Source organism: Mesorhizobium sp. WSM4814 (genome assembly GCF_055811595.1).
This window is the reverse complement of the sequence record NZ_JBVVQT010000008.1, coordinates 14,875-36,164: the sequence shown is the minus strand read 5'-3', so window position 1 is coordinate 36,164 and position 21,290 is coordinate 14,875. Positions and strand designations below refer to the sequence as shown.

General features: G+C 62.2%; 20 protein-coding genes. 14 read left to right on the top strand and 6 right to left on the bottom strand.

Going from position 1 to position 21,290, the window contains the following annotated elements:
• Positions 1-2: 2 nt before the first annotated feature.
• The gene (locus AC0L2V_RS14650) at positions 3-461 is read left to right on the top strand and encodes a GNAT family N-acetyltransferase (RefSeq protein WP_473520467.1); all 459 of its coding nucleotides are present in this window, start codon (positions 3-5) and stop codon (positions 459-461) included.
• Positions 461-2,026 carry an amidase gene (locus tag AC0L2V_RS14645; protein WP_473520466.1) on the top strand — a complete coding sequence of 522 codons (1,566 nt, stop codon included), beginning with the start codon at positions 461-463 and terminating at the stop codon, positions 2,024-2,026. The genes AC0L2V_RS14650 and AC0L2V_RS14645 overlap by 1 nt, the downstream gene beginning before the upstream one ends.
• 36 nt (positions 2,027-2,062) lie before the next feature.
• On the opposite strand, the gene AC0L2V_RS14640 is transcribed toward AC0L2V_RS14645, so the two are convergent.
• Complete coding sequence (locus AC0L2V_RS14640) at positions 2,063-2,818, bottom strand: DUF599 domain-containing protein (RefSeq protein ID WP_287210246.1); 756 nt, start codon at positions 2,816-2,818, stop codon at positions 2,063-2,065.
• Positions 2,819-2,977: 159 nt separating this feature from the next.
• On the opposite strand from AC0L2V_RS14640, the gene AC0L2V_RS14635 reads away from it, so the two are divergent.
• The 4 genes from AC0L2V_RS14635 (at position 2,978) to AC0L2V_RS14620 (ending at position 6,468) form a co-directional block, all read left to right on the top strand.
• Positions 2,978-4,381: an L-serine ammonia-lyase gene (locus AC0L2V_RS14635; protein ID WP_287283966.1), complete on the top strand. Its 1,404-nt coding sequence runs from the start codon at positions 2,978-2,980 to the stop codon at positions 4,379-4,381.
• Between the two features lie 122 nt (positions 4,382-4,503).
• Complete coding sequence (locus AC0L2V_RS14630; protein WP_473520465.1) at positions 4,504-4,941, top strand: DUF1489 family protein; 438 nt, start codon at positions 4,504-4,506, stop codon at positions 4,939-4,941.
• Positions 4,942-5,038: 97 nt separating this feature from the next.
• Entirely contained in the window at positions 5,039-5,770 is a 732-nt protein-coding gene (locus AC0L2V_RS14625) for a vWA domain-containing protein (protein ID WP_419693396.1), read from the top strand.
• A complete protein-coding gene (locus tag AC0L2V_RS14620; protein ID WP_091593763.1) occupies positions 5,767-6,468 on the top strand; it encodes a DnaJ domain-containing protein in 702 nt (233 codons plus the stop codon). Before AC0L2V_RS14625 ends, AC0L2V_RS14620 begins: the two co-directional genes overlap by 4 nt.
• 44 nt (positions 6,469-6,512) lie before the next feature.
• Here AC0L2V_RS14620 and AC0L2V_RS14615 read toward each other — a convergent pair whose 3' ends face one another.
• Positions 6,513-7,943: a D-alanyl-D-alanine carboxypeptidase gene (locus tag AC0L2V_RS14615; RefSeq protein WP_473520464.1), complete on the bottom strand. Its 1,431-nt coding sequence runs from the start codon at positions 7,941-7,943 to the stop codon at positions 6,513-6,515.
• A 339-nt stretch (positions 7,944-8,282) separates the two neighbouring features.
• Here AC0L2V_RS14615 and AC0L2V_RS14610 point away from each other — a divergent pair, with 339 nt between their 5' ends.
• From AC0L2V_RS14610 to clpA, 6 genes are all read left to right on the top strand, one after another.
• Entirely contained in the window at positions 8,283-8,612 is a 330-nt protein-coding gene (locus AC0L2V_RS14610; RefSeq protein WP_023801209.1) for a phasin family protein, read from the top strand.
• A gap of 154 nt (positions 8,613-8,766) precedes the next feature.
• On the top strand, positions 8,767-9,834 hold the full coding sequence (locus AC0L2V_RS14605) for an ABC transporter ATP-binding protein (protein WP_473520463.1): 1,068 nt from the start codon (positions 8,767-8,769) through the stop codon (positions 9,832-9,834).
• Between the two features lie 115 nt (positions 9,835-9,949).
• Positions 9,950-10,975: an extracellular solute-binding protein gene (locus tag AC0L2V_RS14600; protein WP_473520462.1), complete on the top strand. Its 1,026-nt coding sequence runs from the start codon at positions 9,950-9,952 to the stop codon at positions 10,973-10,975.
• A 44-nt stretch (positions 10,976-11,019) separates the two neighbouring features.
• Entirely contained in the window at positions 11,020-12,696 is a 1,677-nt protein-coding gene (locus AC0L2V_RS14595; protein WP_473520461.1) for an ABC transporter permease, read from the top strand.
• 278 nt (positions 12,697-12,974) lie between these two features.
• Complete coding sequence (clpS, locus tag AC0L2V_RS14590) at positions 12,975-13,301, top strand: ATP-dependent Clp protease adapter ClpS (RefSeq protein WP_023801212.1); 327 nt, start codon at positions 12,975-12,977, stop codon at positions 13,299-13,301.
• Between the two features lie 6 nt (positions 13,302-13,307).
• Positions 13,308-15,773, top strand: coding sequence for an ATP-dependent Clp protease ATP-binding subunit ClpA (clpA, locus tag AC0L2V_RS14585; protein WP_473520460.1), 2,466 nt, complete (start codon positions 13,308-13,310; stop codon positions 15,771-15,773).
• An 87-nt stretch (positions 15,774-15,860) separates the two neighbouring features.
• Here the strand turns inward: clpA and AC0L2V_RS14580 are convergent, their stop codons facing one another.
• The 4 genes from AC0L2V_RS14580 to AC0L2V_RS14565 all read right to left on the bottom strand — a co-directional run bounded on the left by AC0L2V_RS14580 (position 15,861) and on the right by AC0L2V_RS14565 (position 18,892).
• A complete protein-coding gene (locus AC0L2V_RS14580; protein WP_473520459.1) occupies positions 15,861-16,295 on the bottom strand; it encodes an HIT family protein in 435 nt (144 codons plus the stop codon).
• A 122-nt stretch (positions 16,296-16,417) separates the two neighbouring features.
• The gene (locus tag AC0L2V_RS14575; protein ID WP_473520458.1) at positions 16,418-17,635 is read right to left on the bottom strand and encodes a GNAT family N-acetyltransferase; all 1,218 of its coding nucleotides are present in this window, start codon (positions 17,633-17,635) and stop codon (positions 16,418-16,420) included.
• Positions 17,636-17,691: 56 nt separating this feature from the next.
• Positions 17,692-18,420: a glycerophosphodiester phosphodiesterase gene (locus AC0L2V_RS14570; RefSeq protein WP_473520457.1), complete on the bottom strand. Its 729-nt coding sequence runs from the start codon at positions 18,418-18,420 to the stop codon at positions 17,692-17,694.
• Between the two features lie 7 nt (positions 18,421-18,427).
• Complete coding sequence (locus AC0L2V_RS14565) at positions 18,428-18,892, bottom strand: RidA family protein (protein WP_287069769.1); 465 nt, start codon at positions 18,890-18,892, stop codon at positions 18,428-18,430.
• A 138-nt stretch (positions 18,893-19,030) separates the two neighbouring features.
• Between AC0L2V_RS14565 and AC0L2V_RS14560 the strand changes: the two genes are divergently transcribed.
• Positions 19,031-19,858 (top strand): cell envelope integrity EipB family protein, encoded by an 828-nt coding sequence (locus AC0L2V_RS14560; RefSeq protein ID WP_473520456.1) that lies wholly within the window; start codon positions 19,031-19,033, stop codon positions 19,856-19,858.
• A 99-nt stretch (positions 19,859-19,957) separates the two neighbouring features.
• The gene (locus AC0L2V_RS14555; RefSeq protein WP_473520455.1) at positions 19,958-21,256 is read left to right on the top strand and encodes a hypothetical protein; all 1,299 of its coding nucleotides are present in this window, start codon (positions 19,958-19,960) and stop codon (positions 21,254-21,256) included.
• Positions 21,257-21,290: the final 34 nt, after the last annotated feature.

Genomic DNA, 21,290 nt, shown 5'->3' with positions numbered 1-21,290 from the left:
CGATGGCAATCGAGATCGCCGTCGAAACGCCGCTGCAGGACGACGTGCGCGGGCTGGTCAAGGAGCTCAACGACACGCTGCTGGAACTGACACCGCCGGAGCACTGCTCCCACATGACCGTAGAGCAGATGGCCGACAACGACACGACTGTCTTCATCGCTCGCGACAACGGCCTCGCCATCGGCTGCGGCGCGCTGAAACGCCACGATGGCGCCGTCGGCGAGGTCAAGCGCATGTACACGCGGCCTTCGCATCGCGGGCAGAAGATCGGCGCCGGGATCGTCGAGCGAATCGAGGCGCTGGCGCGCAATGAAGGACTGAAGCGTCTGGTGCTGGAAACCGGCGACCGCCATCCGGCTGCGTGGACCGTCTATGAACGCGCCGGATTTTCGCGCTGCGGCCCGGTGCTGGACTATCCCGATTCCGGGTGGTCGGTGTTTTACGAAAAGAGCCTTGCCTGATGAGCGAACTGACCCACCTGACGATATCGCAGGCCCGCGCCAAGCTGCGCGCCAGGGAAATCACCGCAACCGAGATCACCGAAGCCTATCTCCAGGCAATCGAGCGGGCCAATCCGGCGCTCAATGCCTATGTCGTCGTAACCGATGACAAGGCGCGCGACATGGCCAAGGCCTCGGACGCGAAGCTTGCGAAGGGCGAGGGCGGGTCGCTTGAAGGCATTCCGCTCGGCATCAAGGACCTGTTCGGCACCGAAGGCATCCACACCCAGGCCTGCAGCCATGTGCTGGACGGCTTCAAGCCGCACTACGAATCGACCGTCACCGCCAATCTGTGGGCCGACGGCGCCGTCATGCTCGGCAAGCTCAACATGGACGAGTTCGCCATGGGCTCGTCCAATGAGAGCTCCTACTACGGCCCTGTCGTCAATCCGTGGCGGCGTTCACGCGTCGACACGATGGTGATGCCGACCACGCATCAGGGCGATGGCGGTTTTGTCTCGGCCGGCGGCACCAGGACCGCGCGCATGCTGGATAACGCCCAACTCGTGCCGGGCGGCTCGTCGGGTGGCTCGGCCTCCGCCGTTTCGGCGTTCCTGTGTGCCGGCGCCACCGCCACCGACACCGGCGGCTCGATCCGCCAGCCCGCCGCCTTCACCGGCACGGTCGGCATCAAGCCGACCTACGGCCGCTGCTCGCGCTGGGGCATCGTCGCCTTCGCTTCGTCGCTCGACCAGGCCGGTCCGATCGCCCGCGACGTGCGTGACGCCGCGATTCTCTTGAAATCCATGGCCTCGGTCGATCCGAAGGACACCACCTCGGTTGACCGCCCGGTGCCGGATTACGAGGCGGCGATCGGCAAGCCGATCAAGGGCATGAAGGTCGGCATCCCGAGGGAATACCGCGTCGACGGCATGCCCGAGGAGATCGAGGCGCTGTGGCAGAAGGGCATTGCCTGGCTGAAAGATGCCGGCGCCGAGATCGTCGACATTTCTCTTCCGCATACCAGATACGCGCTGCCGGCCTATTACATCGTCGCGCCCGCCGAAGCTTCGTCGAACCTCGCCCGCTATGACGGCGTCCGCTACGGGCTGCGCGTGCCGGGCAAGGACATCGTCGGCATGTACGAGAAGACCCGCGCCGCCGGCTTCGGCCGCGAGGTCAAGCGCCGTATCATGATCGGCACCTATGTGCTCTCGGCCGGCTACTACGACGCCTACTATCTGCAGGCGCAGAAGGTGCGCAACCTCATCAAGCGGGATTTCGAAAACGCATTCACTGCCGGCGTCGACGTCATCCTGACGCCGGCGACGCCGTCGGCAGCCTTCGGCATCGCCGACGAGGACATGGCCGCCGACCCGGTCAAGATGTACCTCAACGACATCTTCACGGTGACCGTGAACATGGCCGGACTGCCGGGCATCGCCGTGCCCGCAGGGCTCGACGCCAAGGGCCTGCCGCTCGGCCTGCAGCTCATCGGCCGGCCGTTCGACGAGGAAACCTTGTTCCAGACCGCCCATGTCATCGAACAGGCGGCGGGTACGTTCCAGCCGGAAAAGTGGTGGTAGTGTCGTCTCCCACCTGAAGGGGTGAGGGCTCGTCGCCTACCGGCTGTCGGGCCGCATCGATCGGCTTTTTCCCGGACCGGGTGTCGGCTCGGGCGGCTGACCGATCACGGCTTGCCGCGCCGCCGAGAAGAACTGGCGACGCACCAGAACCGCCAGCAACAGCAGCGTCGACAGCACGAACACTTTTGGGTCGACGAACCAGCCGAGATAGCCGATCGAGAAGAACACGCCGCGCATGCCGGAATTGAAATGCTTTCCGGCCAGCATGTTCATGCGCGCCGCCCGCCATACCGCAGTCTCGCTGACCGGGTTGCGTGAAGCCTCGCCGTGCGGGATCGGCACCGCACCGATCAGAATCGAGCAATAGTTGAACAGTCGGTAGGCCCAGCCGAACTTGAAAAAGGAATAGGCAAGGATCAGCACCAATCCGAACACCTTCATCTGAAAGGCGGAGCGGGACGACGTCGCGCCGAGCGGCAGGTCGCTCAGCACCGAAACAACCTGATCGGAGGCGCCGAGCAGGGCAAAACAGCCGCCGATCGCAATCAGCGAACTGGAGGCGAAGAAGGCGGTTCCCTGTTGAAGGCCGGCCATGATGGCGGTGTCGACAATGCGGACCTCGCGTTCGGCCATGTTCCGCATCCAAGCTTGACGCTGGACGTTCATCGCCGTCGTCAGCGACATGCGCCTGACCAGCTTTCCGTCGGAGGCGAGCGTATGCAGCACCCACACGAAAACGAAAAAACCCAGCGCAACGAGGTCTGCCGTCGACAGATGGAAGGAATCGCCCATGCAACCCTCTTACCACAAGCGGTGGCGGCGCTTCGATGGCGGAACGCAACGATGTCGCTGCCGGAGCAAACAAGGTCGGCAGGTGCAGCGCCGCAATCTTCGAAAGAGCGGAAACATCACAGGAATTCCTATATGTAAATTCCAATAGGAGAGCGACGCGTGTTCCTTTCGGTTTTCGACCTGTTCAAGATCGGCATTGGACCATCGAGTTCGCACACGATGGGACCGATGACGGCTGCGCGGCGTTTTCTCGACGAGGTCGCGGGAGATGACTGGCCACGCCCGGCCGGCGCCAAGGTCGACCGCATCGCCGCCAGCCTGCACGGCTCGCTTGCCTATACCGGCATCGGCCATGGTTCAGATCGCGCCGTCGTGCTCGGGCTTGCCGGCCAGACGCCGCAGACGGTAGACCCCGATCAGGCCGACAGCATCGTCGACCGTATCGCCGCCGAGAAGCGGATTTCGCCGCCCGGCCATCCGTCCTATCGCTTCGACCCGGCCACGGATCTGGTGCTGGATCGCAAGACGCCGCTTTCCGGCCACGCCAACGGCATGGCTTTCTCCGCCTATGATGCCGACGACCGCCTGCTGCTCAAGCGCATCTACTATTCGATCGGCGGCGGCTTCGTGGTTTCCGAAGAAGAACTGCAGCGGATGAAGGCGAAGGGCTCGGTGACGAGCGAAGGCAAGAAGGTTCCATACCCCTTCAAGAATGCTGTCGAGATGCTGTCGATGGCCGCGAAAAGCGGTCTTTCCATCGCCGACATGAAGCGCGTCAACGAAGAGACGCAGATGTCGCGTGAAGAACTCGACGCTGGCCTCGACGGCATCTGGAGCGCCATGAAGAGCTGCATCGAGCGCGGCCTGTCGCAGGACGGCATCATGCCGGGGGGCCTGAAGGTGCGCCGACGCGCGCGACAATTGCATGACAAGCTGCAGGAGCAGTGGCGGCAGAACCGGCCCAATCCGCTGCTCGCCAACGACTGGCTGTCGATCTATGCCATGGCGGTGAACGAGGAGAACGCCGCCGGCGGGCGCGTCGTCACCGCGCCGACCAATGGTGCTGCAGGCACGCTGCCGGCGGTGCTGCGCTACTGGCTGCATTTCCATCCCGAGGCCGACCAGCCAAGCATCCGCGATTTCCTGCTGACCGCAGCAGCGGTCGGCGGCATCATCAAGACCAACGCTTCGATCTCGGGTGCCGAGGTCGGCTGCCAGGGCGAGGTCGGTTCGGCCTCGGCGATGGCGGCAGCGGGGCTGTGCGCCGTGATGGGCGGCACGCCCGAGCAGGTCGAGAACGCCGCCGAGATCGCGCTTGAGCATCATCTCGGCATGACCTGCGATCCGGTCGGCGGGCTGGTGCAGGTGCCTTGCATCGAGCGCAACGCGCTCGGCGCGGTCAAGGCGGTGACTGCCGCGTCGCTGGCTATCAAGGGCGACGGCGTTCATTTCGTGCCGCTCGATGCCGCAATCGAGACCATGCGCCAGACCGGCCTCGACATGAACGAGAAATACAAGGAAACCAGCCTCGGCGGACTGGCCGTCAATATCGTGGAATGCTGAGCCAAACCTTGCACTGTGGATTGGCGCCGTGGAGAACAGCGGCACTGTGGAGAAAGTCGGCACTGTGGAGAAAGTGGATTGGGCCAGTTGACGCCTTCGCGCGCCGGACTAAACCTTGATCCATGTCCCTCAATCTCATAAAGCTCTGCGTTGGCTGCGACAGCGTCGAAGATCTCGAAGAGTGGATCGCGTTCCGCCTCGACGAACGGCGGCGCGCCGGTGAACCGGTCGAGCACTACCACACCACCCGCATGACGCCGACGCGCAGCGCCGAGGTCACCGATGGCGGTTCCCTCTACTGGGTAATCAAGGGCAACGTGCAGTGCCGCCAGTTGATCACCGAAATCCGTCCTTTCACCGATGACGAGGGTATCGGCCGCTGTCACCTGATCCTCGATCCCGCGGTCGTGCCGACTGAATGGCAGCCGCGCCGCGCCTTTCAAGGCTGGCGCTATTTGAAACCGTCGGACGCACCGGCCGATCTCTCCAAGGGCAAAGCGGGATTGGTCGAAATTCCGCCGAAACTCAGGCGCGAGCTTGCCGATCTCGGCCTTCTCTAGTAACGCCCCAAAATTCAAAGATGCGGTGATCGCCGGCCCTCCAGATAGCCTCATGCTGGGCTTGCAAGCTGTGCGACAACGCCACATCTTGAATGTCATGAGCGACAAGAAGCAGCCCGTGCCCGCAAAGGCCAATCCTGCGCCGGTCGAATCCCAATCGAGCACCGGCGAGATCGACGCGTTTATCCGTCAGGCAAGGACGCTGGCTGCGTCCGCAACCGGTACTGGCAGGCTGATCCTTTCCCTCGACGCGACGATGAGCCGCCAGCCGACCTGGGATCTCGCCTGTGCGCTGCAGGGCGAGATGTTCGACGCCGTCGGCAAGGCCGGGGCGCTCAAGGTCCAATTGGTCTATTTTCGCGGTTTTGGCGAGTGCCGCTCATCCGCATTCGTCACCGATACGAACGCGCTGAAGCAGCTGATGACGCGGATCGAATGCCGCAGCGGCCACACTCAGATCGGCAAGGTGCTCGCCCATGCGCTGAAACAGACGGCGGCGGCCAAGGTCAACGCGCTGGTCTATATCGGCGACGCGATGGAGGAAAATATCGACGATCTGGCGGAAAAGGCCGGCAGCCTCGGCCTGCACGGCGTTCCTGTCTTCGTCTTTCAGGAGGGCCATGATGCCGGCGCGGAAAAGGCGTTCAAGGAAATTGCGCGGCTGTCCAAAGGCGCCTGGTTCCGATTTGATCGGCGGGCCGCCGCAACCTTGGCCAGCCTGCTATCGGCGGTTGCGGTGTTTGCGACGGGCGGGCTGAAGGCTCTGGAGGCCAGGGGCAGGCCGGAAGACCGGCTGATGATCGAGCATCTGCGGAGCGGCAGGAAATGACGGGCGCGACTATCGCATTCGTGGCGTTGCTTTTGGTGCTGCTCGGCGTGGCCATGGTGTTTCTGCGCTCCGACCCCGCGAAACTCGCAAGCTGGATGAGGACGCTTGGGCCTGTCCTGCTGGCGCTGATCGGCGTCGCCGCGCTTCTAGTTGGACGCGCAGGCATCGGCGGCTTGATCCTGTCGACGGCGCTCGCCTGGTATGGCTCGATGCGGATGAAGCGGCCGACGGCGAAACTGGAGCCGGGCAAGTATTCGACGGTGCGCACCGCGGCCCTCGAAATGGAGCTTGATCACGATACCGGCAATCTGGAGGGGCTCGTGCTCGCCGGCCGCCATGAAGGCAAGATGCTAGGCACGATGAGCCTTGCGGAATTGCAGCAGCTTTATCGCGAACTCCCCGGCGACCCGGAGAGCCGCCAGCTGCTAGAGACGTATCTTGACGGCAGATTTCCCATCTGGCGCAAAGACGCGGAGGCGAATGGTGGCGACGGGCTGGGTGTTTCGCCAGGTTCGGGCGCCATGACTAAGGAGGAGGCCTACAAGATCCTTGGTCTTGAAGCGGGGGCCGCCGCGGCGGATGTCCGCAAGGCGCACCGCCGCCTGATGCAGCGCCTGCACCCCGATCTCGGCGGCACTTCGTTTCTGGCGGCGCGGATCAACGAAGCCAAGGACGTCTTGCTCTCCAATCACAACTAGTCTCCTTCGACGCAGAATTCTTCCGGGAGATGTTTCGACGCCGCCTACTGGTGGACGGCGTAGCACTCGATTTTCTTTTTCTTCAGGGCGTTGCAGGCTTTCGAGGCGGCAGTCTTCGAGCCAAAGCCGAACCGGGCGCGGTAGTATGTGACGCCGCCCTTCTCGAAGGCGACGGTGAAGCCCACAGCATCGGCCAGGACCGAAGGCGCCTGTTTGCTCGTCTCGTCCAGGAGAGCCTGGGCTTCGGACTGTTTTGGCGAAGAGGCGACCTGGACTGCCCAGCCGGACGGCACCGATGCCGTGTTGACGGGATCGACCTTTGCCGGTTCGCCATAGGCTGCTGCGACCCGTGCGGTCGCCACATCGTCCGCCGTGGCCGCGGCCATTGTCTCGAGCTTTTTGGTCCGAGAGACGGGCGTGGTCTCAACGACGGGGGTGGCTTCTTCAACGACGGGCTCGGCCTCCTCGACCAGGGAGGCAATGGCATCGCCGTCCGGGGCCTCGTTGTACGCCGCATCGTCTTCCGGCCTGCTGTCCGGCGTCGGCGCGTCGCGCTTGGGCAGGAATACTTTCGCCAGAGCGGTGATCGGGTTGCCGCCGCCAGCCTTGGCGATCAGCATCCCGCTGCCGCGCGACGACGCCTTCGGCAGGTAGGCTTTGATCAATGCGGCCATCTGGTTGTCGCGGCTGCCGCCGGATTTCCCGCCTATGACCACCGCGACGATGCGGCGATCGCCGTCGTCGACCGAGGAGACGAGATTGTAGCCGGAGGCGCGGGTGTAGCCAGTCTTAATGCCGTCGACGCCCTTGATGCGTCCAAGCAGCCGGTTGTGGCCGTTGATGCGCCTGCGGCCGTAGAGAAAGGAACGCTGCGAGAAATAGCTGTAATACTGGGGAAAATGCTCCCGCAGCGCGATGCCGAGCACCGCCATGTCGCGCGCGGTGGTGAACTGACCGGGATTTGGCAAGCCGTGGGCGTTGCGGAAAACGGTCCCCTTCATGCCCAGTGCCCGCGCCTTGGCAGTCATCATGTGGGCGAAATTGGCTTCATTGCCGCCGAGAAGTTCGCCGATTGCGGTTGCCGAGTCGTTTGCCGACTTGGTCACCATCGACAGGATCGCGGTCTCGACGGTGATCGCGCCGCCCCGTTTGACGCCGAGTTTGGTCGGCGGTTCGGCAGCAGCATTGGCCGAGAAGACGACGCGGGAGTTCTTGCCGATCTTGCCGTTCGCCATGGCCTCGAAGGCCAGGTAAAGCGTCATCATCTTGGTGAGCGAGGCGGGATAGCGTCGGCCATCGGCGTTCGAAGAGTAAAGCACCTTGCCGGTCTTGGCGTCGATGACGATGGCCGCCGACCTCGCCGCCATGGACGAAGCAGCTCCGGCAACGACGAATGTCATCGCCAAAGCGAGGATCATGATCGTTTTCAAGGAGGACGCGGATTTGGAGAGAATGCCCGACAACGCCTGACGCACCGATGGTTCCTTTGAATTTTTGTTGCGGTGGAGGCGGCAAAGGGGTCCTGCCTCACTTCAAGCCAAGCTATCGCGGCCAGCGTTACCAATCCGTTTATGGTAACCGCAGCGTTCACCATTTTCTTCGAGCTTGAGCTTTTCTTTATTCGAATCTTAGCCATTTCCCGACGGTTGCGCCGATCTGCTGGCCGGATGGCCGGGGCCGCACCCGGTGAAACCCGCACTCGGTAAAAAACTTGACTTTTGTGCAGTGCACAATATATTATTTGCATTGCACAACGCGGCCCCGGGAAAAGGCCGCGTCCACCGCTCAAGGACAACTGGCAAGGGATTGCGTGAATGACCCAGACCTATGAAGATTTCAGCAAATACGGCAAGGAGTTTGCGGATAGCGGCTTGAAGAGCTTCGCATCCCTTTCCAAGGGCGCGCAGGCCATCGCCACCGAGGCGGGCGAGTACACCAAGAAAAGCTTCGAGGCCGGCAGCGCAGCAGCCGAGAAACTTTTGTCGGCCAAGTCGCTGGAGAAGGCGATCGAGATCCAGTCCGATTTTGCCAGGCAGTCGTACGAAGCCTTCGTCACAGAAGCCACCAAGATTGGTGACCTCTATGCCGAACTCGCCAAGGAAGCCTACAAGCCGTTCGAATCGATCGTCGCAAAGGCGAAATAATCTCGCTACAAGATGTGAACACGGCCCTTGGGCCAGCAAGACGGACCCGGTCGCGAACGTGCGGCCGGGTTTTTTTCATGGCAATTAAGTTTCCAGCCGATCGACGCTGATCTAAACAGCAATGAGCCAGCTTGTCGGTTTAGCTTAAGGGCGAATGATGCATGGGTCGATAAATGATGCCGGCGCTCCGCTAACGCTCGAACACATCAGCCGAAGCTTCGGCGACACCCGGGCGCTGGATGACGTTTCGCTTTCGATTGCGCCTGGAGAGATCGTCTGCCTGGTCGGCCAGTCCGGTTGCGGCAAATCCTCGCTTTTGCGGATCATTGCAGGCGTCGATACGGCCGACAGCGGAAGAATTCTGCTCAATGGCATTGAGATCGCGGGCGCGAACAGCTTTGTCGAGCCCGAAGACCGCAACATCGGATTCATGTTCCAGGATTATGCCCTGTTCCCGCACCTGACCGTCGAGGAGAACGTGGCCTTCGGCCTCAAGCGGCTGTCGCGGCGCGAGACGAGCGCCCGTGCGGCCGAGGTGATCGCCCGAATCGGCATCCAGGCGCTTTCCGGCCGTTACCCACACACGCTTTCAGGTGGCGAGCAGCAGCGAGTCGCACTGGCGCGGGCGCTTGCCCCAAAACCCGTCATTCTGCTGATGGACGAGCCTTTCTCCAACCTTGATCGTGGCCTGCGGGAGCGGGTGCGCGAGGAGACCATTTCGACGTTGAGAGCCTTGGGGACGACGGCGATCCTCGTCACGCACGACCCGGAGGAGGCCCTTTCCGTCGGTGACCGGGTTGTGCTGATGCAGGAGGGGCGGGTTGTGCAGGTCGGGACGGGCTACGATATCTATGATCATCCCAACTCACTCTACGCCGCCGAATTCTTGTGCCCGTGCAACAGGCTAGAGGGCATCTACCGCGATGGCCGGGTCGAAACGGTGCTGGGCAGCTTTCCAGCCCGGCTCGATCTTCCGGAAGGCGGCAAGGCGTTTGCCTGCATCCGCCCGCAGGCCGTCTCCCTTTCAGGTCCCGAGGAAGGTCTGCCGGCGCTTGTCGTCAACCGCTCTTTTCTGGGTGAGATCGAACAATTGCTGGTCAGGATCGAGGGCGTTGCTGACCTCTTGCGCTTGCGCACCACCAGCCGGATCGATGTAAAGCCGGGTGAGCCGATCCACCTGACCGTAGATCCAGGCGGCGTCCTGATATTCGCTGCGGCATAAGTCGCAAGCGCTTTGGTCGCAAAGTAACTTGACTAAATTAGTCACATATGATCGAGCAATTCCTGGGCTGTCAACCAATGCCGGCCGCACCAATCAATTAATGGAGGACCGCTTCATGAAGAGCCTTTCCACATTGCGACTCGCCCTGGTGGGCGGCGTCTTCGCCCTCGCTGGCGGGGCCAGCGCCATGGCGGCCGAACTGAACATCTACACCACGCGTGAGCCTGGGCTGATCCAGCCGCTGCTTGACGCCTTCACCGCCTCGAGCGGCGTCAAGGTCAATACAGTCTTCATGAAAGATGGTCTGGCGGAGCGTGTGGCCTCGGAAGGGGAAAGCTCACCTGCCGATATTCTCATGACGGTCGATGTCGGCAACCTCGCTGACCTGGCCGAAAAAGGCCTGACGCAGCCGGTCGTATCAGATGTTCTGAAAGCCGCGGTCCCGGAGAACCTGCGTGACCCGGCCAACAACTGGTTTGCTCTGTCGATGCGGGCCCGCGTACTCTACGCGGCCAAGGATCTCGATCTTGCCGCGTTCAACTACGAGGACCTGTCCGATCCAAAATGGAAGGGCAAGGTCTGCATCCGGTCCGGCCAGCATCCCTACAACACCGCTCTTTTCGCCGATTACATCGCACATAACGGCGCCGAGGCGACGGAAGCATGGCTTGCCGCCGTCAAGGGGAATCTCGCCCGCAAGGCGGGCGGCGGCGACCGCGATGTGGCCAAGGACATCCTCGGCGGCATTTGCCAGATAGGCATCGCCAATTCCTACTACGTCGGACTGATGCGCTCCGGCAAGGGCGGTGAGGAGCAGGTCGCCTGGGGCGACGCGATCAAGGTCGTCCTGCCAACGTTCAAGGATGGCGGCACGCAGGTCAACGTCAGCGGCGCGGCCGTCGCAAAGCATGCGCCGAACAAGGGTGAGGCGGTCAAGCTGCTGGAATATCTGGTCTCCGACGACGCCCAGAAACTCTATGCCAAGGCAAATTTCGAATACCCGGTCAAGGCCGGCGCTCCGATCGACCCGATCATCGCCTCGTTCGGCGCGTTGAAGGTCGATCCAGTGCCGATGACGGAAATCGTCAAGCATCGCAAGCAGGCAAGCGGACTGGCCGAGAAGGTCGGCTTCGACAACTGATGGGCGATCCGGGCGTGGGCAGTGCTGCGCCCGGTGATCTCCCGATGTCGGATGTCGACCTGCGGAAAGCCTCCACTGTGAAGGTCGCCCGGTACAGGTCCGGGCGACTGTGGTTCATGGCGACGGTGCTTGTCGCTGCGCTGGTGGCGACTCCGGTTCTCGCCCTTATCTGGCAGGCGCTGCGGGGATCGAGCGGGCTCTGGCCGCATCTCCTCGCCTATGTGCTGCCACAGGCCTTCCAGCAGACCACGGCGCTGCTCGTCGGCGTCGGTGTCCTCGTCACGCTTCTTGGCACCTCGACGGCCTGGCTTGTCACCGCCTATGACTTTCCCGGCCGCAGGTTTCTCGAATGGGCGCTGCTCCTCCCGCTCGCAGTGCCGACCTACATAATCGCCTACGTCTATCTCGATCTTCTCCATCCGATCGGCTTGGTCCAGGGTGCGCTCAGAGCGGCCCTTGGCTACACCAGCCCACACGAATTCCGCCTTCCCGACATCCGGTCGATGGCCGGCTGCATCGTGCTGCTCGGCTTCGTGCTCTACCCCTATGTGTACCTGACGACGCGGGCGATGTTTCTCACCCAGGCGGCCAATCTGGTCGAGGTGTCGCGCACGCTTGGAAGTGGCAAAGGCGGCGTCTTCTGGCGCGTTGCGCTGCCGCTGGCACGTCCGGCGATCGCCGTCGGCGTCAGCCTCGCGCTGATGGAGGCGCTGAACGACATCGGTGCCTCGGAGTTCCTGGGCGTGAAGACACTGACGGTCTCGGTCTACACGACATGGGTGACGCGGTCCGACCTGCCGGGCGCGGCGCAGATTGCGCTCGCCATGCTGTCATTGGTGCTCGCGCTCGTCACCATCGAGCGTTGGGCGCGCCGTCGTCAGCGTTATTGGTCGAGCGCACAAAAGGCGCGGAGTTTCACACCGCATCGTCTCGGCACCGTTTCCGGCCTGATGGTTTTTGCGCTCGGCCTTTTGCCGGTGTTCATCGGGTTCATTGCCCCGGCGAGCTATCTTGCCGTCGAGGCGTGGAAGCGCGTCCGTTTCGCAGGACTGTCGCCCCGGCTCTTGTCGGAAACGCTCAACACCGTCACCTTGTCGGCCATGGCTACGCTCACAATCCTGCTCTTCGGCGTGGTCATCGCCTATACGGCGCGCTCGCTTCCCGGCCGTGTCACGGCGGCTTTGCAGCGGATTTCCACGGTCGGCTATGCGATGCCCGGCACCGTGGTGGCCATCGGAATATTGTTGCCCGTCGCAGCCCTCGATCAGATGATCGACCGAACCGCGCTCGCATGGCTGGGCGCGCCAACCGGCCTGCTGCTGATCGGGTCGGGAGCAGCGCTCGGCTACGCCTATGTCGCACGCTTCCTGGCGATTGCGGTCGGTTCGGTCGAGGCGGGCTTCAGCCGCATTCCGCGCTCGTTCGATCACGCCGCGCGCAGCCTCGGCCGGAATGTGACTGGCACATTCCGGCATATTCTTCTGCCGCTTTCGAAACCGTCGCTCGTCGCTGCGGGCTTGCTCGTGTTTGTCGATTGCATGAAGGAGTTGCCGGCGACGCTTCTGCTGAGGCCGCTTAATTTCGAGACCCTGGCGACGCATCTCTACGGCGAGGCGGCGCGCGGAACCTACGAGGAAGCGTCGGTCGCGGCACTTGCCATAGTCCTCGTCGGCACCTTGCCTGTCGCTATTCTCGCTCGTTTTGGACGATGGAAATCCTGAGTGTGTCCTGCGCGACATGCATTAAAGCGCGTCTGTTGGCTGACGCATCCGCTCCACGCCTGTCGGATCGTGCCGATGCCCTCGATTTTGAAATCAGGGGCTCTGCTGCCTTCACGATTTCGAAAAATCGGTCAAGTTTGGCCACCTAGCCATATTGTCAGCTAAACAGAAGGGCTTAAAATCATTCATCGAACACCTACATGTCGAACGCGCATGGGGATTCGAAAAGGCAGGGTTACGTGACGACAGGTTTGACTGCCACAACAGATGTGGTGCGGATGCAAAACGGCAGCGACGGCAACGAGACCGGTCGCGGCACGGCCGTCATCACGCGCACCAAAACCAAGACCAAGAAGCCTAGCTTATATCGGGTCCTCATTCTCAACGACGACTACACGCCCATGGAATTCGTGGTTCACGTGCTGGAGCGTTTTTTCCAGAAGGACCGTGAAGCCGCCACACGCATCATGCTTCATGTTCACAATCATGGAGTGGGCGAGTGCGGGGTCTATACATTCGAGGTGGCCGAGACCAAAGTGTCTCAGGTCATGGATTTCGCCCGACAGAATCAGCATCCGCTGCAATGCGTGATGGAGAAGAAGTGAGGTAACATGCCGGCTTTCTCCCAAGGCCTGGAAAAGGCGCTTCACCAGGCGCTGACGCTCGCCAATGAGCGGCACCACGAATACGCAACCCTTGAACACTTGCTGCTCGCGCTCATCGACGACACCGAGGCGGCCGCGGTCATGCGCGCCTGCAACGTCGATCTCGACGAGTTGAAGCATACGGTTCTCACCTACATCGATACTGAGCTCGACAATCTCGTTACCGGCTATGACGAGGATTCCAAGCCGACGGCCGGTTTCCAGCGCGTCATCCAGCGCGCGGTGATCCATGTGCAGTCGTCCGGCCGCGAGGAAGTCTCCGGCGCCAACGTGCTCGTTGCCATCTTCGCCGAGCGCGAGAGCCATGCCGCCTATTTCCTGCAGGAACAGCAGATGACCCGCTACGACGCGGTCAATTACATCTCGCATGGCATCGCCAAGCGGCCCGGCGCATCCGAGACGCGGTCGCCGCGTGGCGCCGATGACGAGCAGGGCCAGAGCGGCGCCGAGCCGCAAGAGGACAGCGGCAAGAAAAAGCAGCAGCAGGACGCGCTGACCGCCTATTGCGTCAATCTGAACAACAAGGCCAAGGCCGGCAAGATCGATCCGTTGATCGGCCGCGCGTCCGAGATCAACCGCACCATCCAGGTGCTGTGCCGCCGCTCCAAGAACAATCCGCTCTATGTCGGCGACCCCGGCGTCGGCAAGACGGCGATCGCCGAGGGCCTCGCCAAGCGCATCGTCGAGGGCGACGTGCCGGAAGTGCTGCATAACGCCACCATCTTCGCGCTCGACATGGGGACATTGCTGGCCGGCACCCGCTATCGCGGTGATTTCGAGGAGCGGCTGAAGCAGGTCGTCAAGGAGCTCGAGGATTATCCGGGCGCGGTTCTGTTCATCGACGAGATCCACACCGTGATCGGGGCAGGGGCGACGTCTGGCGGCGCCATGGATGCGTCGAACCTGTTGAAGCCGGCGCTGTCGTCGGGAACGATCCGCTGCATCGGCTCGACCACCTACAAGGAGTTCCGCCAGTTCTTCGAGAAGGACCGCGCCTTGGTGCGGCGCTTCCAGAAGATCGACGTCAACGAACCGACCATCGAGGACGCCATCGAGATCATGAAGGGTCTCAAGCCGTATTTCGAGGAGTTCCACAAGGTTCGCTACACGGCTGAGGCGATCAAGGCTTCGGTCGAACTGTCGGCGCGCTACATCAACGACCGCAAGCTGCCGGACAAGGCGATCGACGTGATCGACGAGACCGGCGCCTCGCAAATGCTGGTGCCGGAGGCCAAGCGCAAGAAGACCATCGGCATCAAGGAGATCGAAGCGACGATCGCCACCATCGCTCGCATTCCGCCGAAGACGGTTTCCGCCGACGACGAGAAGGTGCTGGCCGGTCTCGACATCGAGCTGAAGCGCGTCGTCTACGGTCAGGACACCGCGATCACGGCTTTGACCTCGGCGATCAAGCTGGCGCGGGCCGGCCTGCGCGAACCGGAGAAACCGATTGGCTCCTACCTGTTCTCGGGGCCGACCGGCGTCGGCAAGACCGAAGTGGCAAAGCAGCTCGCGGCCTCGCTCGGTGTCGAGCTGATCCGCTTCGACATGTCCGAATATATGGAACGCCACACCGTCTCACGGCTGATCGGTGCACCTCCCGGCTATGTCGGCTTCGACCAGGGCGGCCTGTTGACCGACGGCGTCGACCAGCATCCGCATTGCGTGCTGTTGCTGGACGAGGTCGAGAAGGCGCATCCGGATCTGTTCAACATCCTGTTGCAGGTCATGGACCATGGCAAGCTGACCGACCACAACGGCAAGCAGATCGACTTCCGCAATGTCATCCTGATCATGACCACCAATGCGGGCGCCTCGGATGCGCAGCGCGCGGCGATCGGTTTCGGCTCGACCAAGCGCGAAGGCGACGATGTCGAAGCGATCAACCGGCTGTTCACGCCGGAGTTCCGCAACCGTCTCGATGCGATCATCCCGTTCGGATCGCTGCCGGTGCCGGTCATCCACCAGGTGGTGCAGAAGTTCGTCATGCAGCTCGAGGCCCAGCTCTCCGAGCGTGGCGTCACCTTCGACCTGTCTCAGGAGGCGATCGCCTGGCTGGCCGAGAAGGGCTATGACGAGCGCATGGGAGCACGGCCGCTCGGCCGCGTCATCCAGGAGCACATCAAGAAGCCGCTGGCCGACGAGGTGCTGTTCGGCAAGCTCAAGAAGGGCGGCACGGTGCGTGTCACCGTCGACAAGAAGGAGACCGGCGAAACCGGGCTGAAGCTCGAGTCACTCGCCGACGAGGCGCCGGTCAAGCCGAAGAAGGAAGAACCGGACGACACGCCGAAGCCCAGGAAAGCTGCCGGCAAGAAGCCGGCCGCGAAAAAGGCGGTCGCGCAGAAGGCGGAGCCCAAGGGCAAGGATGGCAGCAAGCGCAGCCTGGTGCCGCAACTGCCTCGCAAGGGATGATGGCCTGAAAGCTAAAAAAGCCCCGGAAACGGGGCTTTTTTAGCTGCATGAAGAGCTGGTGGGCGGCCGGACGCGCGAAGCCCGGCATCAGTTTGTCAGCGCCGTCCGTATCTTGCCGGCGTTCTCAGCCAACACTTCCGGCTTCTCCATCTGCCCGCTATGCGGCTTCAAAGGGATGCCCTCGAAGCGTGGAATGACGTGGACATGGAGGTGGTAGACGGTCTGGCCCGAAGCGGGCTCGTTGAACTGCAGGATGGTGACGCCATCGGCGCCGAAGGCCTTCTTCACCGCCACCGCCACCTTTTGCACGACGGCGAAGAGTGGGCCGAATGTTGCCGGATCCGCGTCAAGCAGGTTGCGCGACGGCGCCTTCGGCACAACCAGCGTATGACCCGGCCCTTGCGGCATCACATCCATGAAGGCGACAACCGCGTCATCTTCATAGACGCGATGCGACGGGATTTCACCGCGCAGGATTTTCGCGAAGATATTGTTGCTGTCGTAGGTGGTTTGTTCGGCCATGGCGTGCGCTCCGGATTGTGCCTTGCTCCTACCGCATCGACCCGACAATCGGAATCAATTTTCGGAAACTACGATACTTTCGAGCGTAGTTTGTGCGTCCAATTGGACGCATGTCGCTCTAACTAATCGTCCGCCAGATCCTTGCGGAACGGGGTGTGCTCTTCGAGATAGCCGGCCATCCGCTCCACTTCGCGGCGCTCGCGCCTGAGATAGTCGGCGACCGCGTTACGCAAGCCGGGATGCGCGATGTAATGCGCCGAATGCGTGGTCACCGGCCTGTAGCCGCGCGCCAGCTTGTGCTCGCCTTGCGCGCCGGCTTCGACCACCTTCAGCTTACGGTTGATGGCGAAGTCGATCGCCTGGTGATAGCAGACCTCGAAATGCAGGAAGGGGTGGTCCTCGATGCAGCCCCAGTTGCGCCCGTAGAGCGCATCGGAGCCGATGAAATTGATAGCGCCGGCAATGTAGCGTCCATTGCGCTTGGCCATCACCAGCAGGATGTCGTCGGCCATGCGCTCGCCGATCATCGAGAAAAACGCGCGGCTGAGATAGGGCCGCCCCCATTTCCTGCTGCCGGTATCCATGTAGAAGGCAAAGAAGTCGTCCCAGACCCTTTCGGTCAGGTCCTTGCCGGTCAGCCAGTCGATCGAGATGCCGTGAGCGAGCGCCTCGCGCCGCTCCTTCCTCATCGCCTTGCGCTTGCGCGATGCCAGAGTGGCGAGAAAATCGTCGTAGGTCGAATAACCCTCATTGAAGAAGTGGAACTGCTGGTCGGTGCGGTGCAAAAAACCCGCCGCTTCCAGCGCCTCGACATCCCTCAGCTGCGCGAAGGTTACGTGCGCGGAGGAAACGCCGAGTTTTTCCGTCACCGCCTTCAGGCCGGCCGCCAAGCCGGCCTTCACGGCACGACTGTCCTCGCCCTTGTTGACCAGCAGGCGAGGGCCGGTGACCGGCGTGAACGGCACGGCGCATTGCAGTTTTGGATAGTAACGCCCGCCAGCGCGCTCGAACGCGTCCGACCAGCCGTGATCGAATACATATTCGCCCTGGCTGTGCGATTTCAGGTAGCAGGGAATGGCACCGAGCAGCTTTCCCTGCGCTGTCTCGAGCCTGAGATGATGGCCCTGCCAGCCGGTGCGCCGCACGGCGCAGCCGGACTCCTCAAGCGCGCTCAGAAAAGCGAATGAAACGAGCGGGTTGTATCCGTTTTCTGTATCGCCGCGTGAGGTCCCGCCGAGGCCATCCCATTCGGCGCAGGTGAAGGCTCCGATGCCGGAGGCAACCCGGATCGCATACGCTCCATTCGCCGTTTGCCCGTCGCCTTCATCGCCTTGATCCATGAGGCCTATTTAAGCTCCGTGCCGGTCCATGCAAGCTCAGTTCATGCAAGCTCGGTTCAGGCGACCTGCACAAGATCCGGCTCAAATCCTTCGAACGTCATCTGGTCGGCATATCTGAAGGTCAGGTCGACCGCCGGTTGGTCGAGCACGGTCCAGGTGATGACCGGCATTTTGAGCCTTTCGCGCACAAAACTGACAAACCGGTTCGGCAGGTCGCCGGCGGCGTAGGAGGTGAAGGCAATGTCGTGCGCCAGCATGGCGAAATGCGCCTCGATCAGCTTGGCTTCCTTGCCATAAGCGGTCAGCCCGCCCGGAATACCGGGCGCGTGTTTCGGGAAATCGCGGATCAGCCAGTGGTCGAACGACATGATCGCCGCCTTGCCCCTATAGTTCTTGAGCATCTTGCCGACGCTTTCCACCAAGCCTTCGTCACGGCCGGGAACCCCTTTCAACTCGACGACCACCGGCACGCGACCATCGACCAGGTCGAGGGCCTGCTGCAGCGTCGGCAGACGATCTGATGTGCCGCCGATCTTGAGGGCCGTCATTTCTGCTGCCGTGCGCTGCCAGACGAAACCGTCCTGGCCGGTCAGCCGCTTCAGATCGCCATCGTGGATGATCACCGGGATGCGGTCTGACGACAGATGCACATCGCATTCGATCGCATAGCCGCGTTCAGCCGCAGCGGCAAAGGCGGAAAGCGTGTTCTCCCAGCGCGTCTTGTTCATGTCGTGGAGGCCGCGATGGGCAATGGGTCGGGCGGTCAGCCAGGAAAGGTCGGTCATGCCGGGCTCATTCGACTTCGAAGATGGCTTCGATTTCCACTGCGGCATTAAGCGGCAGGGAGGCGGCACCGACGGCGGCGCGGGCATGCTTGCCGGGATCGCCGAGCACTGCAACCAGAAGATCCGAGGCGCCGTTGGCAACCAGGTGCTGCTCGAAAAAATCCGGCGCCGAGGCGACGAAGACGGTGATCTTCACCACGCGGCGGATTTTCTCGAGATCGCCAAGTGCTGCCTTGGCCTGCGCCAATATGTTGATCGCGCAGTATTTTGCCGCTTCCTGGCCGGTTGCGATGTCGACATCACGGCCGAGCAGGCCGCTCGCCTGCAGCTTACCCTCGCTGAGCGGCAGCTGTCCGGCGATGAACAGCAGATTGCCTGACCTGCAATAGGGCACGTAGTTGGCGGCGGGCGCGGCAGCGACCGGAAGCGTCACGCCGAGATCGCTTAGCCGCTTTTCGATTGTTTCACTCATGGTATTTCCCTATTGCTTGATGACGCTGCGCAGGCCGGGCCGAAATTGCAATTTTTGCCTCGCTTCCGCCACGACTTTTTTTAAGCTGGACCCTCTTTCCCTGCGGCCTGCCATCAGGCGCGATGATCGGAGCCCCTCATGCGCGCAACACGCCTCGCATTCCACGCTGTCCTGCTGCCAGCGGTGTTCTCGATGGCGCCGGCTTTTGCCGTACCGGCGCTGCAGGCGCATCGCGCGGTTTACGATCTGACCCTGGACAAGGCCTCCGACCGCTCCGGCATCACCGGCATTTCCGGCCGCATGGTCTATGAGTTCAACGGCTCGCCTTGCGAAGGCTATACGGTGAAGTTCCGTTTCGTCACCCAGATCGTCACCAACGAGAATACAAGGCTGACCGACCAGCAGACGACCACTTTCGAGGACGCCGAAGGCAAGACCTTCTCGTTCGTGACAAAATCCTTTGTCGACCAGACTCTCGACAAGGAGGTCAAGGGCACCGCGACGAAGGAGACAAACGGCCTCAAGGTCGACATCGACAAGCCGGAGAAGAGCAGCGTCGAACTGCCGGCCACACAGTTTCCGACGCAGCATCTGGCCGAACTGATCGACAAGGCCGAAAAGGGCGAAAATTTCTACGAAACCAACCTGTTCGACGGTTCGGAAGATGCCAACAAGGTGATGACCACCACCGTCGTCGTCGGCAAGAAAGCCGATGCCGACAAGACCGATCCGGAAGTGCCGGCACTGGCAAAACTCGCCACCGACAAATTCTGGCCAGTCGACATCGCCTATTTTGACAGCACCGACAAGTCAGGCGAGGAGGTGCCGGAATACCGGATCAGCTTCAAGCTGCATGAGAACGGCATCACGCGCGACCTGCTCATGGACTACAACGACTTCTCGATGACCGGCAAGCTGGTCAATCTTTCGCTGTTCGATCAGACGAAACCCTGTCCGCCGAAATAGAGCCTTGGGTTAGCCACGCCCGCAAGGCGGCGGCGAATGACTTGAACACGCCGCAATTGCATTTCAACCTCTACGCCGAGGGATCGATCGGGGGCTGGGTTGAGCAAAATCGATGTGTTCGTGGCGCCGACGCCCAATCCGGCGCTGATCAGGATCATGACTGTCGTCAACCGGGTCGTCATGCTGCGTGGCATTCCCGGGTTTCGCGACCTGTTGCCGTTCAACCGCGTGGCCGGATTGCGCGGTGTCGCCAATGTCCGCCATATCGACTTTCCCGACGACGACCGGCAGCGGCTGAAGGCCTGTTGCGGCGCAGGCAAGGCAACGTTCATCACGCCCAACCATCCGGAATTCTTCACCGACTGGATGATCGACAAGGAGATCGTCTCGAGGGTCAGTCCGCTCGCGGCATCCTGGGCCACGCATGGCGTCGTCAACGGCCTCGGCCGGATCATGCAGAAATTCTGGCTGGCCAACAATCTGATCGCCCAGATACCCGGCAACAGCGGCGCTGCCAAGGAACACTCGATCGCCTGGGCGCTGAAAGGGCATGGCGTTCTCTTGCATCCCGAAGGCGGCGTCGGCTGGCATGGCAATGTCGTCGCTCCGCTTCTTCCGGGGGCGGTCGAGATGGGGTTCGAAGCGCTCAAGCGCGGTCGCGTCACGGATCAGGATTTCAAAGTCTGGATCGCGCCGGTTATCTGGAAGCTCGCCTTCACCAAAAATGTCGAGCCGGCGCTGGCGCAGGAATGCGCCTATGTCGAGAAGAGCCTGAAGATTGAGCGTCGTGCCGCCGATACGCTGCCGGAGCGCGTCCACCATATCTATGCGACGCTGCTGTCGCGCGATGAGATTGCCTGCGGCATGGCGCCCGACGAACGGGCTTCGTATGCTACGCGGCACAAGCAATTGCTGCTCGAATTGAGCCGGCGCCTGGGGGAGGGCATTTCGGTCGATCCCGGCGCCAGCGAGATCGCCGAGCTTTTGCGCCGGGCGCGCCGCTGGCTGCGGGAAGGCACCGGCGACGCCGAGCGACAAAAACAGATCCGCTCGCTGGCGGACACGATCCAGCGTCTCCAACGCGTCGGACTGTGGGCCTCAGCCAATCCGCGCATTGCGCAAGAGGAGATCGCAGAGCATCTGAAGCGTATCCGCAACGATTATTGCAAGGGCACGCTGCGCGACACGGTCAATTGCTTCGTACCGCAACCGGCCGGGCCGCGCTGCGCGCATATCCGGGTGCCGGAGCCGTTGGGATTGCACGCCTTTCCGGGCTCTATCGACGATGCCCTCGCCGAACTGCACCGGCGCATGCAGGAGACCATCACCACGACCGTGGCCGAACTCGAAGCCGCCGGCAGCTTCATTTTCTATCCGAATCCCTTCTATCATCGCTAGCATTGGCATGGCTAGCGTCGGGTCTCGGCCGCGG